This is a genomic window from Tessaracoccus caeni (genome assembly GCF_029211185.1).
GTDB lineage: Bacteria > Actinomycetota > Actinomycetes > Propionibacteriales > Propionibacteriaceae > Arachnia > Arachnia caeni.
The window spans coordinates 68,265-82,022 of the sequence record NZ_JARGDO010000010.1 but is presented as its reverse complement, the minus strand read 5'-3'; the positions used below and the strand labels follow the sequence as shown (position 1 = coordinate 82,022).

Annotated in this window: 15 protein-coding genes; 3 read left to right on the top strand and 12 right to left on the bottom strand. The window is 67.7% G+C overall.

Annotated features, from left to right (window positions below):
• The first annotated feature begins 26 nt into the window (after positions 1-26).
• The 3 genes from P0D62_RS10555 to P0D62_RS10545 all read left to right on the top strand — a co-directional run bounded on the left by P0D62_RS10555 (position 27) and on the right by P0D62_RS10545 (position 2,334).
• Positions 27-1,184: a heparan-alpha-glucosaminide N-acetyltransferase domain-containing protein gene (locus tag P0D62_RS10555; RefSeq protein ID WP_024356168.1), complete on the top strand. Its 1,158-nt coding sequence runs from the start codon at positions 27-29 to the stop codon at positions 1,182-1,184.
• 22 nt (positions 1,185-1,206) lie between these two features.
• Complete coding sequence (locus tag P0D62_RS10550; protein ID WP_017883905.1) at positions 1,207-1,563, top strand: hypothetical protein; 357 nt, start codon at positions 1,207-1,209, stop codon at positions 1,561-1,563.
• 78 nt (positions 1,564-1,641) lie between these two features.
• Complete coding sequence (locus P0D62_RS10545) at positions 1,642-2,334, top strand: hypothetical protein (RefSeq protein WP_152485643.1); 693 nt, start codon at positions 1,642-1,644, stop codon at positions 2,332-2,334.
• Positions 2,335-2,452: 118 nt separating this feature from the next.
• Here P0D62_RS10545 and P0D62_RS10540 read toward each other — a convergent pair whose 3' ends face one another.
• The 12 genes from P0D62_RS10540 to P0D62_RS10485 form a co-directional block, all read right to left on the bottom strand.
• A complete protein-coding gene (locus P0D62_RS10540; protein ID WP_017883907.1) occupies positions 2,453-2,668 on the bottom strand; it encodes a hypothetical protein in 216 nt (71 codons plus the stop codon).
• A gap of 63 nt (positions 2,669-2,731) precedes the next feature.
• Positions 2,732-3,661: an SURF1 family cytochrome oxidase biogenesis protein gene (locus P0D62_RS10535; protein ID WP_017883908.1), complete on the bottom strand. Its 930-nt coding sequence runs from the start codon at positions 3,659-3,661 to the stop codon at positions 2,732-2,734.
• Positions 3,662-3,769: 108 nt separating this feature from the next.
• A complete protein-coding gene (locus tag P0D62_RS10530) occupies positions 3,770-4,810 on the bottom strand; it encodes a zinc-binding alcohol dehydrogenase family protein (protein WP_024356170.1) in 1,041 nt (346 codons plus the stop codon).
• Positions 4,811-4,960: 150 nt separating this feature from the next.
• Positions 4,961-6,163, bottom strand: coding sequence for a M23 family metallopeptidase (locus P0D62_RS10525; protein ID WP_024356171.1), 1,203 nt, complete (start codon positions 6,161-6,163; stop codon positions 4,961-4,963).
• A gap of 49 nt (positions 6,164-6,212) precedes the next feature.
• Positions 6,213-6,545, bottom strand: coding sequence for a DUF6804 family protein (locus P0D62_RS10520; RefSeq protein WP_017883912.1), 333 nt, complete (start codon positions 6,543-6,545; stop codon positions 6,213-6,215).
• Positions 6,542-7,183, bottom strand: coding sequence for a signal peptidase II (locus P0D62_RS10515; protein ID WP_017883913.1), 642 nt, complete (start codon positions 7,181-7,183; stop codon positions 6,542-6,544). The genes P0D62_RS10520 and P0D62_RS10515 overlap by 4 nt, the downstream gene beginning before the upstream one ends.
• Positions 7,180-8,841, bottom strand: a complete 1,662-nt coding sequence (gene lnt, locus P0D62_RS10510) for an apolipoprotein N-acyltransferase (RefSeq protein ID WP_017883914.1) — start codon at positions 8,839-8,841, stop codon at positions 7,180-7,182. Before lnt ends, P0D62_RS10515 begins: the two co-directional genes overlap by 4 nt.
• Before the next feature lie 48 nt (positions 8,842-8,889).
• Positions 8,890-9,897 carry a c-type cytochrome biogenesis protein CcsB gene (gene ccsB, locus P0D62_RS10505; protein WP_017883915.1) on the bottom strand — a complete coding sequence of 336 codons (1,008 nt, stop codon included), beginning with the start codon at positions 9,895-9,897 and terminating at the stop codon, positions 8,890-8,892.
• A 2-nt stretch (positions 9,898-9,899) separates the two neighbouring features.
• A complete protein-coding gene (locus tag P0D62_RS10500) occupies positions 9,900-10,640 on the bottom strand; it encodes a DsbA family protein (protein ID WP_017883916.1) in 741 nt (246 codons plus the stop codon).
• Positions 10,637-12,358 carry a cytochrome c biogenesis protein ResB gene (gene resB, locus P0D62_RS10495; RefSeq protein ID WP_017883917.1) on the bottom strand — a complete coding sequence of 574 codons (1,722 nt, stop codon included), beginning with the start codon at positions 12,356-12,358 and terminating at the stop codon, positions 10,637-10,639. The genes P0D62_RS10500 and resB overlap by 4 nt, the downstream gene beginning before the upstream one ends.
• Positions 12,339-13,103 (bottom strand): cytochrome c biogenesis CcdA family protein, encoded by a 765-nt coding sequence (locus tag P0D62_RS10490; RefSeq protein ID WP_017883918.1) that lies wholly within the window; start codon positions 13,101-13,103, stop codon positions 12,339-12,341. Before P0D62_RS10490 ends, resB begins: the two co-directional genes overlap by 20 nt.
• Positions 13,100-13,711, bottom strand: coding sequence for a TlpA family protein disulfide reductase (locus P0D62_RS10485; RefSeq protein ID WP_275702566.1), 612 nt, complete (start codon positions 13,709-13,711; stop codon positions 13,100-13,102). The genes P0D62_RS10490 and P0D62_RS10485 overlap by 4 nt, the downstream gene beginning before the upstream one ends.
• Positions 13,712-13,758 lie beyond the last annotated feature (47 nt).

The following is a 13,758-nucleotide window of genomic DNA, read 5'->3' as shown; positions in this document are numbered from 1 at the left end:
GAGTGGCGCGGGATCGGCGGCGGAGCATGACGAGCGCCCCCACGACTCCGCTGCGCCGCCGCATCGAACGAAACTGGCGGCGGCTGAACGGCCCCGCCCGGGTCGCGGGGGTCGACCTCGCTCGCGGGCTCGCGGTGCTGGGCATGTTGGCGGCGCATCTGCTCTGGCTCGGCTCGCTGTCGTGGACGGAGCCGTCGACATGGGGGGCGATCGTGAACGGTCGCTCCTCGATCCTCTTCGCCACGCTCGCTGGCGTCTCGCTCGGCCTCTCCACGGGCGGCCCGAGGCCTCCGAGCGGTGCCGGGCTCGGCCGGGCGAGGCTGCGGGTGGTGATCCGGGCGCTGTTGATCTGGCTTATCGGCGTGCTGCTCATCAGCCTCGACGTACCGGCGGCGATCATCTTGCCGACTTATGCGGTCATCTTCGTCCTGGCGCTCCCCCTGCTCGCGCAGCGCGCCTCACGGCTGTTCCTCGCAGCCGCGATCGTCGTGCTCGTGGCTTCGCCCGTGGTGGTGTGGGCGAATGCCTCGCCGTGGTGGGAGAGCTACGAAGGCTGGCTCACCGGGCTCTACATCGGATGGAACTATCCGTTTCCGCTGTGGGTCGCGTTCACCCTCGCGGGCCTCGGTCTGGCGCGCGCGGGGATGTGGTCGCGGCGGGTGCAGTGGGCGGCACTCGGCCTTGGCATGTTGCTGGCGGTAGCCGGATACAGTCTCTCCCCCGGCGCGGAGTCGTCGGAGGAGTCGGCTGATCGACCGTTCCTTGAGGCCTGGTGGACGGCGGATCCGCACTCGAGCGGCGTGCTCGAGGCGATCGGGAGCGGCGGCTTCGCGATCGCGGTGATCGGCGTGTGCCTGCTGCTGTGCTCTGCCGGACGGCTGCCGTGGCTCACCTTCCCGCTCCGGGCGGTAGGGTCGATGCCGTTGACGGCCTATGTGCTGCAGATCGTGGGCTGGGCCCTCGCCTCGACGATCCTGCTCGGCTCCGCGCATGAGCATGCGTTCCGCGATCTCGACCCGTTTCTCCCGATGACGCTCGCCACGATTGTGCTCTCCGTGGTGTGGAGTCTGCTGGTCGGGCAAGGGCCGCTGGAAGCTCTGATCGGTCGGCTCTCGTCGTTCGGCGGGCCGCCTGGCTCCTCCGGGGGCAATGCGCAGCGGCGCCAGCATATCCTTGAGCCGTGACTGTCGACCCCGCTCTCGCCGCATGATCGTCTGGTTCGGCATTGCCCAGATCGTCCTCGCCCTGCTCGCGGCGCTCGTCTGCATCCTTGAGTTCTCCCGCAAGCGAGGCCCCAACGACTACACCCTCGGCGCGACCCTGCTTGTCGGGGTGCTGCTCATCGCGCAGGTAGTCGTCGGCATCGTGCAGCCTGTCGCAGGCAATCCCGTCGTGGGGGATCCGCTCGAGTTCTGGATGTATCTCATCGTCGCGCTACTCATCCCGTTCGGTGCGGCGTTCTGGGCGCTCGTCGACCGTCGCCGCACGGCGAACCTCGTGCTGGTCGTCGTGAACTTCGCCGTCGCCGTCATGCTCTACCGCATGATGGTGATCTGGGGATGAGTGAGTTCGACGCTGACCGGCACGCCGCGCCGCGGTGACATCGCCCGCCGCCCGGCTGAGGTTTGAGAGAATGGCGGAATGGCAGCTTCGCACACGGATGAGACTCGGCGTCGGCTGCTCTCCGAGTCCTACCGTCGTCTCCGACCGGATGCGCATGTGGCGTTCGTCGATGAGAGCTACGTCGTCCCCGAGGTCGCACACGGTGCACGCACGTTCTACATCGCGACCGCGTATGTGTCGCCGGTTCGACTCCATCAGCCGGTGCGTGACGATCTCGGGTCGATCGTCGGCGGAAGCTACTGGCATACGAGCGAGGCACACGCGGCGGGCGATGCGGAGACGATCCACGAGCTCTGCCGCTACCTCGCCGCAGCCGAGGAGGACGAAGCGTTCCTGTTGGCGGTGCAGTCGCCGATCGAAGATGCTCCTGGCGGCGATGAACTCGCTCGCGAGGCATGCTTGACGGCACTGCTGGGGAACCTGCACGAGGGGCAGCTGACGCCTCGGCCGTCGCTCGTCGTGGCCGAGGAGCGACGCCACCAAGGACAGCGGGCCCGTGATCTGCGGACGATCAAGACGATGCGACAGGCGCAGGTGATCGGCCAGATGCAGGTGACCTTCACCTCACCGTCAGTGGAGCCGCTGCTGTGGGTGCCCGACATCGTGGCGTTCGCGCAGAGCCACCTTGAGCGTGGGAGCGACGCGGGCTATGCCGTGCCGCTGGCGCCGCTGCTGCGGGTCGTGCCCGTGGAAAAAAGCAACCCCCGGTAGCCGAAGCAAGAGACCGGGGGCCGCCGGAGCTATCGAGCGCTGGGCTGGAATGCTCCGGTTTGCACTCACTAGTGTAGCCGCATCGTCCAGTGTAGGCAAGACCCGGCAAGACGACAGATCAGCGACGCGGAGGGCGTTTCTTCCGCCTGCCGCGCTGCTGCCATCGGCGCTTGAGCCGTGAGCCGAGCCGACGCGAGCGGTAGACGAAGTCGTCGAGCTCCTCGCGAACGGTCGGATCCTCGCGGCTGTCGCGCGGGGGTGCGCCGGCGACACCGATGACGGCGATCAGGGCGGACATGATGAGCAGCTGCGTGATCCAGAGGGCGATCTCCACGCCTGCTCCTTTCGATGGCCCGGGTCGGGAAGACGCTCCGGCGCATGCGGCCGGTGGCGACCGCTACTGCTCGAGGAAGGCGTCTTCCTCTTCGGCGTCGGTCGTGCCGCGCCGGGCCTTGCGCGCTGCGGCTCGTCGCTGCTGCCGCAGCACGGCTTCGCTGCCCGCATTCAGACCGCGATGCTCCTGCCGGGCGGCGTAGACGACGCCGAAGGCGGCGATGAGGATGAACACATACCATTGCAGCGCGTAAGAGAGGTGCGGGCCTTCATCGCGCTCCGGTGGCTCGGGGAGCACCCCGGTTTCGGCCTTGGGGGTTTCCCCGATGAGCATGCCGTACGCCCCGGTGTAGGCCTCATCGAAACCGCCGATCCGGGCGATCTCGGGCAAGTTGATACTGGCGACCGTGCTGCCCTGAGCGAGGCGCCCGGCGATCTGCGGTTCACTCGCCCGAAGTCGCACGTCGACCTCGACCGGCCCGGTTGGGGCTGCAGGAATGCTGTCGAGCCAGGCGTCGCCCGCATTCGCCTCGTTGCCATTGACCGGCACCCAGCCGCGGTCGACGATGAACATCAACCCCTGATCGGTGCGCAGAGCTTGGAGGAGATGTGAGCCGACCCCTTCGGGGCCGGGTCGGTTGCGGGCGAGGAAGGGGTTGCCGAGGTACTCGCCGCGCACGGTGGCGGTCTGCCATTTCAGTGTGTCTTCGTCGAAGCCAGCAGGGTCGGGCACAGCGTCATCGAGCGGGATAGCTGCGGCGTCGTAGTTCTGCTCAATGCGCGCGATCTCCGCTCGGGCATCGGCTCGCCGGTCGAACTGCCAGTCAGCGAGCCAGACGCAGACGATGCAGAAGATGACGAGGAGGACGTAGTACCCGAGCCAGCGGCGCGATCGCAGGAACGACCAGCCCGGTTGCGATTGGGGCGGCTCCTGGGGTCGCTCATGTCCTCCGTGGACTGGGCCCTGCCCGGAGGTGGCGGTGTGTGTCGTCATGCCGCTCAAGGGGTGCGCAGCATGCCGGAGTCGACACGGAGTGTGAGGGCGGCAAGCATCATGCCGGTCATCCTTTCCTGAGCCGCCCGCAGCTGGGCGGCCTCGCTGCTACGGCAGGGAGCTGAAGCCTTCGAGTGTGATCTTCCCGACCGCCGTGCCGCTCTCGATGAGGCGATGGGCTTCGGCGACGGTCGCGGCGTCGATCTCGCCGAGCGTGCTGGTCAGCGTGCTGCGGAGCTTCCCGGCGTCGACGAGCTCGCCGACCTGTCGGAGGATCTCGCCCTGCTCGGCCAGGTCGAGGGTCTGCAAGCGAGAGCGCATGAACACGTCTTCGGGGTGCAGTGAGATGCACTTCGACTGGAACGGCTGCACGTCGAGCTCGGGGTGATCGGTGTACCCGAAGCGCCCCTGCGGGGCGAGCAGTTCGAGGATGTCGCCCTGTCTCTCCTCGGATCCCGCGGTGGAGAGCACGAAGCCGGGCGCCCCGAGGCCGAGCTCGGCCACCTGTGGGGTGAGCGGCCGGCGGTGGTCGAGGACGTGGTGGGCGCCAAGGTTCGCACACCACGCCTTCGTGACTGGGCGGCTGGCGGTGGCGATCACGGTGACGTTGGTGAGGGCGCGCAGCAGCTGAATGGCCATCGACCCGACTCCCCCGCCCCCGCCGATGATGACGACTGCGGATGCGGCTCCCGGGACGGGCCGCGTCACCTCGAGCCGGTCAAAGAGCAGCTCCCACGCGGTGAGCGCTGTCAGCGGCAGCGCCGCCGCGTGCGTGTCGCTCAGCGAGGCCGGAGCGTGAGCAGCGAGGTGGGCATCGACGATCTGGTATTCGGCGTTGCTGCCCGGCCGGTCGATCGCTCCCGCGTAGAAGACGCGGTCGCCAACGGCGAAGTGTTCAAGCAGCGGTTCGTCCTCGACGGACGCGCCGAGTCCGACGATTGTGCCAACGGCGTCGTAGCCGAGAACGCGAGGCTGCCCGGCGCGGGGTTGCTCGGTGGCGCGAATCGCACAGTCCACCGGGTTCACGGAGACAGCGTGCACCTGCACCAGCAGATCGTGTTCCTCGGCTTCGGGTATCGGCAGCTCGACGTCGCGGAGAGCCCCGTCTTCGTCGAGGGGGCCTGGGTGGGTATATCCAACGGCCTTCATGTTTGTCCCCTTTCCTGCATGTAGATGAGTCGTGGGCTCCGGCACGAGTGCGGCGTCACCGGTTGCGGCCTCTGCGCGCGGCACGGCATGGGGCGTCGGCGTGCCAGAGGCGGGTCTTGAGCGGATGCGGTGTCTAGAGGTGACATCGTGCTAGATGAACGGGGTCGGATCGATGAAGTTGCCGCCGGAGAGCACTTCGTAGTGGACATGGCAGCCGAAGCTCATCCCGGTGTTGCCGACGTAGCCGATGACAGCTCCGGCGGGCACCCATTGGCCGGAGACCACCGGCGGTGTGCCGATCTGATGCGCGAAACGGGTCTGATAGCCGTTGTCCTGGTTGAGGTAGGTCATGTATCCGCCGAAGTTGTCGACCCAACCGGCGACGGCGACGGTGCCGGAGGAGGGCGCGACGATGGGGGTGCCGCAGCCGGCTGGGAGATCGAGCCCGGTGTGACTCGGTGGTTGCCGGAAGTAGGTGGAGATCCAGGAGATCGGCACCGGCTGGTACCAGCCGGCACCGCCGGGGGTACCGCCGCCACCCCCACCGCCGCCACCTCCGCCGCTCTGTTGCTTTCTGCGCTCCTCCTCTTCGGCGCGGAGGCGTTCCTCGTAACCGGCGACCGTGTCGGTGGTCGCGTCTTTCAGAGCGGCGAGCTGCGCCTCGAGCTCACGCTGCTGCGCTTCTTGCGCGAGGAACGTAGTGCGCTGTGCGTCGAGGTTCTCAGCGGCGGTCTGGGCCAGCTGTTCGGCATCGGCTCGCAACTGATCGCGCTCCGTGCTCGCGGCGTCGGCTTGCTCGCCCAGCGAGGAAGCCGTGTTGCGGGCGAGCTCAGCACTCGCGGCGATGGTGGTGTTGCGCCGGGTGGCTTGCTCCATCATCGCGAGGCGGTTCAGCAGGGCGTCGGTGGTCGCTGCGTCGGCCTCGAAGAACATGTCGGCACTGCGGTCGATACCGCCGGAGCGATACATCTGGCCGACGACGACCCCCGCTTGGTCTGCGGCGACGTTGGCTTCCTCACGGCTCTTGTCGGCCTTCGCTTGGAGCGTCTCAGCGCGGAGCGCGGCGTCGGCTGCTGCGGTCTCGGCGTCCTGCCAGCTCGCGTTCGCTTGTTCGGTCGCGACCCGGAGCAGCTCGAGCTCCGCCAGGCTCTGCTCGAGCAGTCCTTCGATCTCCGTGACTTTCGCGGCGGCGGCCGCCTCGTTCCGCTTCGCGGCCTGCACGTCGTCCCAGGTGGGCAGCTCGACCCCGTGGGCGGGCGTCGCCCCTCCCGAGAGGAAGAGGGCGAGGCCGACCAGGGCGGCCGCGAGAGCGCCGACGAGCCGGCGTCTCCGAACGCTTGAGGTGATATTCATCTGTCTGCTCCTCCTGTCTGCGGAGTGTGAACGGTCGGATCCTGGGTCTCTAGTCGCGAGGCCGTTTGATGAGTGCTCCGGCGATCAGGAAGACGCTGCCGGCGATGGGCTGGGCGAGGATCCAGAAGATGCCGCTGAAGTTGAACGGATAGACGGGGTTCCAGAGCACGGCGATCGCGACGAAGACTGGCACCCACCACCAGTGGCGGGCTTGCACCGCGAACCAGGCGACGATGAGCGCGAGGATAGCGATGATGAAGCGGAAGACGGTGAACCAGTCGGTGCCGATGAAGGCGACCGCGACGATGAGTAGGGCGAGTGCGATGAATCCCGGGAGCAGCGCGTTGCGCTGGTAGGACGGGGGCTGCTGTTTCTGACTCATGAGTCCGTCGTTTCTGCTCGGGTGGTTACGGGACTACTGGTCGGCAGTTCGGCCTCGGCGCTCTCGACCGAATCGTCGGTATCTCGAGCGCGGGAGGCTGCGTGGAGGCGCCAAGCACCGAGGGCATAGAGCACGACGCCGGCCCCGATCGCGACGTCGGCGAGGTTGCCGATGAACAGGTGACCGTAGGCGAGGAAATCGGTGACCGCACCGCTGCCGAATCCTGGCGGGGCGAAGATGCGATCGGCGAGGTTGCCGAGGGCACCGCCAAGGATCAGCCCGATCGAGGCGGCGTAGATGCGGTACTTCGTGCGGAGGGCGGCCCGGATAAGGAGCACGGAGGCGACGATGCCGAGCAGCGTGATGAAGGGGGTGAGCTGGGCACCGATCGAGAACGCGGCCCCGGTGTTGAAGGCGAGCTGCAGCCCGAAGAGGTCGCCGAGCACGGGGATGCGGTTCTCCGTGTCGAGGAAGTGCAAGGCGAGTTGTTTGCTGATCACGTCGACAGCGATCGTGAGGGCGGCGATGGCGCAGCTGTAGACGAACAGCAGTCGGCGGGAGGGACGGCGGCTTCGGGGCTGCGCCGACGGGCCGGTGCGCTCATCGGCGGGCGGGTCGTGCGGGAGTTCGTAGGTCATGATGCTTTCGGCGGGAGTTCGGCTGCTGCGCCGCCCTTTGCGGAGGCAGGCGCGGGCGGGAGGGAGGTCGTGCGGCTCCGTCGCTCGAGCAGGCCCAGTGCGAGGAGCCCGCCGAGCGCGGCGATGGGGATGATGAGGGTGAGGGTCGGGCCGACGAGCACGGCCGGGGTGAGCCCGGTGCGCAGTGGTACGGCGGTGACGGCGGCCGCCGGAGAATCGGCGGGTGCGCCGTCGATGATGGTGCCGTCGGGGGCGATGATCTGGCTGGTGCCCACGGTCGATACGTTCACGACGGCACGTCCGGTCTCGATGGCGCGCATACGCGCGAACTCGAGCTGCTGCAGGTTCTCGTCAGTGCCCCGGAAGTCGGCGTTGTTGGTCTGGAAGGCGTAGAACTGCGCACCGCCTCGCACCCCGTCCCAGATCACCGAGTCGTAGATGACATCGAAGCAGATTGCGAGCCCGACTTGGATGCCGTCGACGGAGACGAGCGGCGGGTTCGTACCCGGCGTGTACTCGCGCTGGATGAGGCCGACCAGGTCGGGGACGATGCGTTCGTAGAACCACCGGTCGGGCACATATTCGCCAAAGGGCACCGGGTTCACCTTGTCATGCATCTGCTCGGCGCTGCCGGCCTCCCAGAGCATCGACGTGTTGTAGGTGTCCTCGCCTCGCGCGGTGGCCGCATTCATGAGGAGCGGGGCCTCGGCGTTTGCGACGAGCTCGTCGAGGATGCGGGCGGTGGCCGGGGTGTTCAGTGGATCGGAATCGACCCCACCCTCGGGCCACACGAGCAGATCCATCGGTTCACCGAGGAGTGCGTCGCTCGCTTGCCGCTGGGCGGCGAGCACATCGCCGGGGCTGCGCGTGTCGAAGTAGCCGGCAGGCCCATCACCCTGCACCCAACCGACGCGGAGGCTGCCCGCTGCAGTCGTGGGGAACGCCGGCACGAGCAGCAGGGCGAGGATCACCGCTGCGGGCAGCAGCTCGGCGCGTCTCCGGGGTGCGGGCCGGGCGGCCCAGTCGACGACGCACGCGCAGAGCCAGACGATGAGCAGGGTGAGGCCGGCGACGCCGACCCAGGAAGCGGCTTCGGCGAAGGGGCCACCAGCCTGGGACATGCCGATTCTGCCCCACGGGAACCCGCTGTAGGGCCAGGTTCCGAGGAGGAGCTCGCGTGCGGCCCACAGCACCGCGATGAGCACCGGGAGTAGGAATCGGCGGGTGGCGCGGCGTTCGAGGAGAGCGCCCCAGCGGTAGGCGAGGGCGATCGGGATCGCGCCGAGCGCGAAGAGCAGCGATTCGACCCCGGCGAGCGCGACCCACGGGATCGGGCCGAGGAACTGCACGACCCACATGAGGTGCGTGAAGTAGAACGCGGCGCCGTAGGCGAGACCCACGAGAAACGCTCCCCCGATGCTGCGGCCCATGAGCGTCCAGAGCCCGCCGGCGATGCTGAGGAAGGCGAGCGGCCACCAGCCGAGGCTCGGGAACGCGGCGTCGAGCAGCAGGCCCGAGACGGCGGCGATCGGGATCGCCGCGCCCCACGGCAGGCGACGCACCGTGGTGGTGGTGCGCTGCTCGCGCGCACCGCGCCCGAGTGCCGTGCGGGGCACGTCGGGGTCGTCGCGCAGCGGGAGCGTGTCCGTGGTCGTCACAGCGGCCTCCTTCCTGGTGCTCGAATCGCGGGTGTGGTCGGGGGCGGCTCAGCTGACGCCGGAGTAGGCGTGCAGGCCCTGGAAGTAGAGGTTGACGATGGTGAAGTTGAAGATCACCGTGGCGAAGCCGATGAGCGACAGCCACGCCGACTTCGTGCCGCGCCAGCCGCGGGTGGCGCGGGCGTGGATGTACCCGGCGTAGATCACCCAGATCACGAACGTCCACACCTCCTTGACGTCGAAGCCCCAATAGCGGCCCCAGGATTCGTTCGCCCAGATCGCTCCGGCGATGAGCGTGAACGTCCAGAAGATGAAGCCGAGAATCGCGAAGCGGTAGGCGAGCGTCTCGAGCACCTCGGCCTTCGGGAGCGTGCGCAGGTAGCCGCGATCCGGGGCAACCTCTTCGCCCCCGGTGGCCTTGATCCGCTCGCGGCGTGCCTGCAGCAGCTGCATCGTCGATAGGCCCGCCGCGATCGCGAGCAGCGCGGTGGCGAGCGAGGCGACGAAGACGTGGATGATGAGCCAGATGCTCTTGAGCGGATCCATCAGCGGGGTCACTTCGACGTAGAAGGAGATCGTCGATCCACCGAGGAAGAACACCACCATGCCGACGATGAAGACGCCGAGGAACCGGAGGTCGTACCAGCGCAAGGCGGCGAGGTAGACGGCGACGATCAGCAGGGTGCCGATGAGGGCGAACTCGTACATATTCGCCCACGGCACCCGTTCGGCCGCGATCCCGCGCGTGACCGTGGCGGCGAGATGGAGCGCGAAGCCGAGGGCGGTGAACGCGATACCGAGGCGCGCGAAGTAGCGCCGTGACCGTTCGGCACCGGGCACGCGGAGGCTCCCCTCCCCTCCCCCGTTCTGCGGGGAGGCTGCGGGGCCTCCGGCCGCGCCGACGAGCGCGGCCTCCCGCTGTTTGATGGGTGCGGCCGAGGCGCGCTGCGAGAGGTCGTAGGCGAAGGCGAGGAACGCAAGGACGTAGATCGTGATCGCTGACCAGACGGCGAGCACGGAGAACTCGTCGAGCGCGGCCTGCAGTTGCAGATCCATGGCTACTCCTTGCTCTCCGCGATCGCCGCGTCGAGGGCGTCGGTGATGTCGGTGACGGTCTGGGGTTGCAGCAGCTCACCGTTCAGGAAGAACGTCGGGGTGCCGCGCACGCCGAGCGACATGCCGGCGTTGTGGTCTTCTTCGACCCTCGCTTGGGTTGCAGGGTCGGCGACGGCCGCATCGAAGGCGTCCATGTCGAGTCCGAGCTCCTCGGCGTAGCCGCGGATCTTGTCGGCCTGCGAGTCTTGCTGCTCCGCCCATTCGGACTGCGACTCGAAGAGCTTCTGGTACATCTCCTCGAACTTGCCCTGCTGCGACGCGGCCTCGACCGCGATGGCGGCGTTCATGGAGTTCGTGTGGTTGGTGATGAAGTAGCGGGCGACATAGGTGATCTGCCCGTCGTACTGTTTGCGGATCTCCTCGATCACCGGGTAGACGGCGCCGCAGGCCTCGCATTCGAAGTCGAGGAACTCGACGAGCACGGGTGCACCCTCGCCGGCGTCGTCGAGGACGTGCGAGTTCTCCTGCACGAGCGGCACTTCGCTCTGCGTGGGGGTTCCGCCGCCCGTTCCGCCGCTGTTCGACGCCTCGCCGGGCGCCTGGACTTCGGGCCGGTTGAGCACCGAGATGAGGATCAGGATGAGCGCGATGAGCAGCACGGCGGGAATGGCGATGAGTGCCGCCTTCTGCGAGGTGCTCAGCTTCTTGTTCGGTTTCTGCACGGTGTGCGGGGGCCAGTTCATGGGGTTCCCTTCTTGAAAAGCGGTGACGGTAGTTGCTCGGCGATGGCCGAGAGGTGGCTGGTGCGGAACTGTTCGACGGCGCGCTCGAGGCCTGGATCCTCACCGCGGGCGAGGCCGGCGTACTCGATCTTGACCTTGCGGCCGCCGACGACTGGTCGGGTGAGGGTGGCTTTCACCCAGAGCCGACGGCGCGGCACGAGGAGGCCGGTGATGAGGCCGACCGTGGCGAGGATGGAGAAGACAAGCACCCAGGTGGCGCCGGTGTCGCGCTGGATCTGCAGCGAGACGAAGCGCTTGATCGACTCTTCGGCGCCCTCGGTGACGGTGAGATCCTCGAAGGTGATAGTTCCCATCCCGTTCGGGAGGTCGGCGGTGTCGCCGGGGGTGAGCTCGATCGAGTCGATACCGGTGTCGCCGCCGGTGATCTGGGTCATCGATTGGGTGTCGAGCTGGTACACCGAGCGCGGAGTGCCGTCGTCAATGCCGAGGTCTCCTGTGAACACGTTGAACGTCATCATCGGGTTGTAGAGGTCGGGGAACACCGAGTAGTAGGCGCCGGTGTCCAAGGTGCTCTGCGTCGGGTACAGGAAGCCGATGAGCCCGACCTGCTCAGGCAGACCGTCGGGGACTTTGATCACGCCGAGCGAGGTCATCGCGGAATCCTGCGGGAGGAAGGGCTGGGGTTCCTGGTAGACGACGTCTCCGGCGGCGTTGCGGATCGTGATCATCGGCGCGTAGCCGTTACCGAGGAGGTAGATGCGGTCGCCGTTCACCTCGATCGGTGCGTTCACCCGCACGGTCTCGGCACGGGTGTCGTCGTCCCCGGCCTCTCGGATGGAGAGGTGGGCAGCGAAGTTGCCTGCCTGCCCCGCACCGGGCTTCCCAGGGTCGACGTACTCGACGTCGAAGCTGTCGAGGCTCAGTGCGTAGGGGGTGAGTGAGCTTCGGTCGAAGTACCGTCCTGGCGAGAACGAGGAGTAGGCGCTCTCGCTGTTCACGAAGGTGGTGCCTTGGACGATGACGCGATCGCCGGTGTAGTTGAGGCCGGTGCTCAGCAGCACGGTCACGAGGATCCCGACGAGTGCCGAGTGGAAGACGAGGTTGCCGGTTTCGCGCAGGTAACCGCGTTCGGCGGATACCGACCAGGAAGTCGCGCTGTCGTAGCGGGCGGTGCGGTATCCGCGGCGTCGCAGCTCGCTCTCGGCGATCGCGATGGCCTGGGCGACGTCGGCTTCGGAGGTGCGATCATCGACGAGTTGCAGATCGTTGGAGGAATAGCCGACCATGCGCTGCAGCCGGGCCGGGGTCTTCGGCGCCGGCGCGCGGAGCGCTTTCGCATGATGCTTGATCCGCGGGATGATGCAGCCGATGAGGGAGACGAACAGCAGCAGGTAGATGGCCGAGAACCAGGCCGAGCTGTAGACGTCGAACAGCTGCAGTTTGTCGATGGTGGGGGCGAGCTCGGGGTTGTCGTCGAAGTACTTCACGACGCCGTTGGGGTCGGCTTGGCGCTGTGGGAAGAGCGAGCCGGGGATCGCGGCAATCGCCATGAGCAGGAGCAGGATGAGCGCGGTGCGCATGCTCGTGAGCTGCCGCCACCCCCATCGGAGCCAGCCCTGCCACCCGAGGCCGACGTCGCCGCTGCCGCGTTCGGTGGAGTCGACGTGATCGCTTGGGCGTGCGGGGAGGGTATCGTTCTCAGAGCGGGAGCTGGACATTCGCCATCACCCCCTGCAGGGAGGACATGAGGCGCGTCCAGAGCCCGCTTACCATGAGCAGGCCGAGCACGACGAGGACAACTCCGCCGGCGATGTTGATGGCGCGGATGTGACGCCGCAGGAACGACATCGAGCGGGTGGCCCAGCCGAGCCCGAGGGCGAGCAGCAGGAACGGGATACCGAGGCCGAGCGAGTAGGCGACGCCGAGCAGCCCCGCACGGACGGGGTCGCCGAGGTTCCACGACACGGAGATGATCGCGGCGAGGGTGGGCCCGATGCACGGTGTCCAGCCGATACCGAGGGCGAGACCGAGCAGTGGCGCCCCGGCGAGGCCCAGGCGTGAGCGGAAGCGGGGTCGGACAGTGCGCTGCATCTTGCGGAAGACCCCGACGAAGGCGAGCCCCATGACGATCACGACGACGCCGAGGATACGGGTGGCGATGTCGGCATAGGCGAGGAAGACCTGGCCGAAGACACCTCCGAGCACGGTGACAGTGACGAACACGATGGAGAATCCGGCGATGAACAGGAGAACACCCAGGAGCAGGCGGCGGCGCTGTGCGGTGGTGCCGCGGGCAGGTGCAAAGCTCGGCTCGACGGGGGCGACGGCGGAGCCAAGGTAGCCGAAGTAACCGGGTACGAGCGGAAGCACGCAGGGGGAGGCGAAGGAGACGAAGCCGGCGAGTGCGGCGATGAGCACACCCGCCCAGAGTGCGCCGTCGAAAACGAGATCGCTCGGGTTCATGGCGTCTCCGCGAGTGCGTCGGCGACGAGCGTGTCGAGGATGGAGGCGGACTCGAGTTGCCCGATGATGCGGGCCGCGACGCGCCCCTCGCGGTCGAGCACGAGCGTGGTGGGCGTGGCCTGGATCGGGGTGACGCCGGCGAAGGCCTGCTTGACGCGGCCGTCGTTCACATCGATGATGCTCGGGTAGGTGATGCCGTTCTCTTCGGCGAAGGCGACGGCGGTTGCGGGCTGGTCGTAGATGTTCACACCGAGGAACCCGACGCCCTCATCCTGGTAGTTCAGCCAGACCTCCTCGAGCATGGGGGCCTCGATGATGCAGGGGCCGCAGGCGGCGTACCAGAAGTTCACGACGTACACCTCTCCGGCGTAGTCGTCGCTGGAAACCGGGTCGCCGTATTCGGTGGTGCCGCTGAAGCTCACGGCGGCGCCACGCTCGTCGACCGGAATCTCGACGATGCGGCCATCAGAAGTGCCGCTTCGTTCACTGCCCTGCTGGTACTGTTCCGACATCGGCGCGGCGGCTGTGCAGCCGATCAGCCCAATGCTGATTGCGGCGGTCGCTACGAGTGCGGTCAGCAGCAGGTACGTCGGTTTGGACGTCCTCAAGTTCCTGGTTCTCCTCATTCCTCAACGCGTGGTCGCGGGCATGGCGG

Bases quoted from the DNA above. Each gene is read 5' to 3' on its own strand.
- P0D62_RS10555 (WP_024356168.1), top strand. From the start codon at position 27: ATGACGAGCGCCCCCACGACTCCGCTGCGCCGCCGCATCGAACGAAAC.
- P0D62_RS10550 (WP_017883905.1), top strand. From the start codon at position 1,207: ATGATCGTCTGGTTCGGCATTGCCCAGATCGTCCTCGCCCTGCTCGCG.
- P0D62_RS10545 (WP_152485643.1), top strand. From the start codon at position 1,642: ATGGCAGCTTCGCACACGGATGAGACTCGGCGTCGGCTGCTCTCCGAG.
- P0D62_RS10535 (WP_017883908.1), bottom strand. From the start codon at position 3,661: ATGACGACACACACCGCCACCTCCGGGCAGGGCCCAGTCCACGGAGGA.
- P0D62_RS10530 (WP_024356170.1), bottom strand. From the start codon at position 4,810: ATGAAGGCCGTTGGATATACCCACCCAGGCCCCCTCGACGAAGACGGG.
- P0D62_RS10525 (WP_024356171.1), bottom strand. From the start codon at position 6,163: ATGAATATCACCTCAAGCGTTCGGAGACGCCGGCTCGTCGGCGCTCTC.
- P0D62_RS10520 (WP_017883912.1), bottom strand. From the start codon at position 6,545: ATGAGTCAGAAACAGCAGCCCCCGTCCTACCAGCGCAACGCGCTGCTC.
- P0D62_RS10515 (WP_017883913.1), bottom strand. From the start codon at position 7,183: ATGACCTACGAACTCCCGCACGACCCGCCCGCCGATGAGCGCACCGGC.
- ccsB (WP_017883915.1), bottom strand. From the start codon at position 9,897: ATGGATCTGCAACTGCAGGCCGCGCTCGACGAGTTCTCCGTGCTCGCC.
- P0D62_RS10500 (WP_017883916.1), bottom strand. From the start codon at position 10,640: ATGAACTGGCCCCCGCACACCGTGCAGAAACCGAACAAGAAGCTGAGC.
- resB (WP_017883917.1), bottom strand. From the start codon at position 12,358: ATGTCCAGCTCCCGCTCTGAGAACGATACCCTCCCCGCACGCCCAAGC.
- P0D62_RS10490 (WP_017883918.1), bottom strand. From the start codon at position 13,103: ATGAACCCGAGCGATCTCGTTTTCGACGGCGCACTCTGGGCGGGTGTG.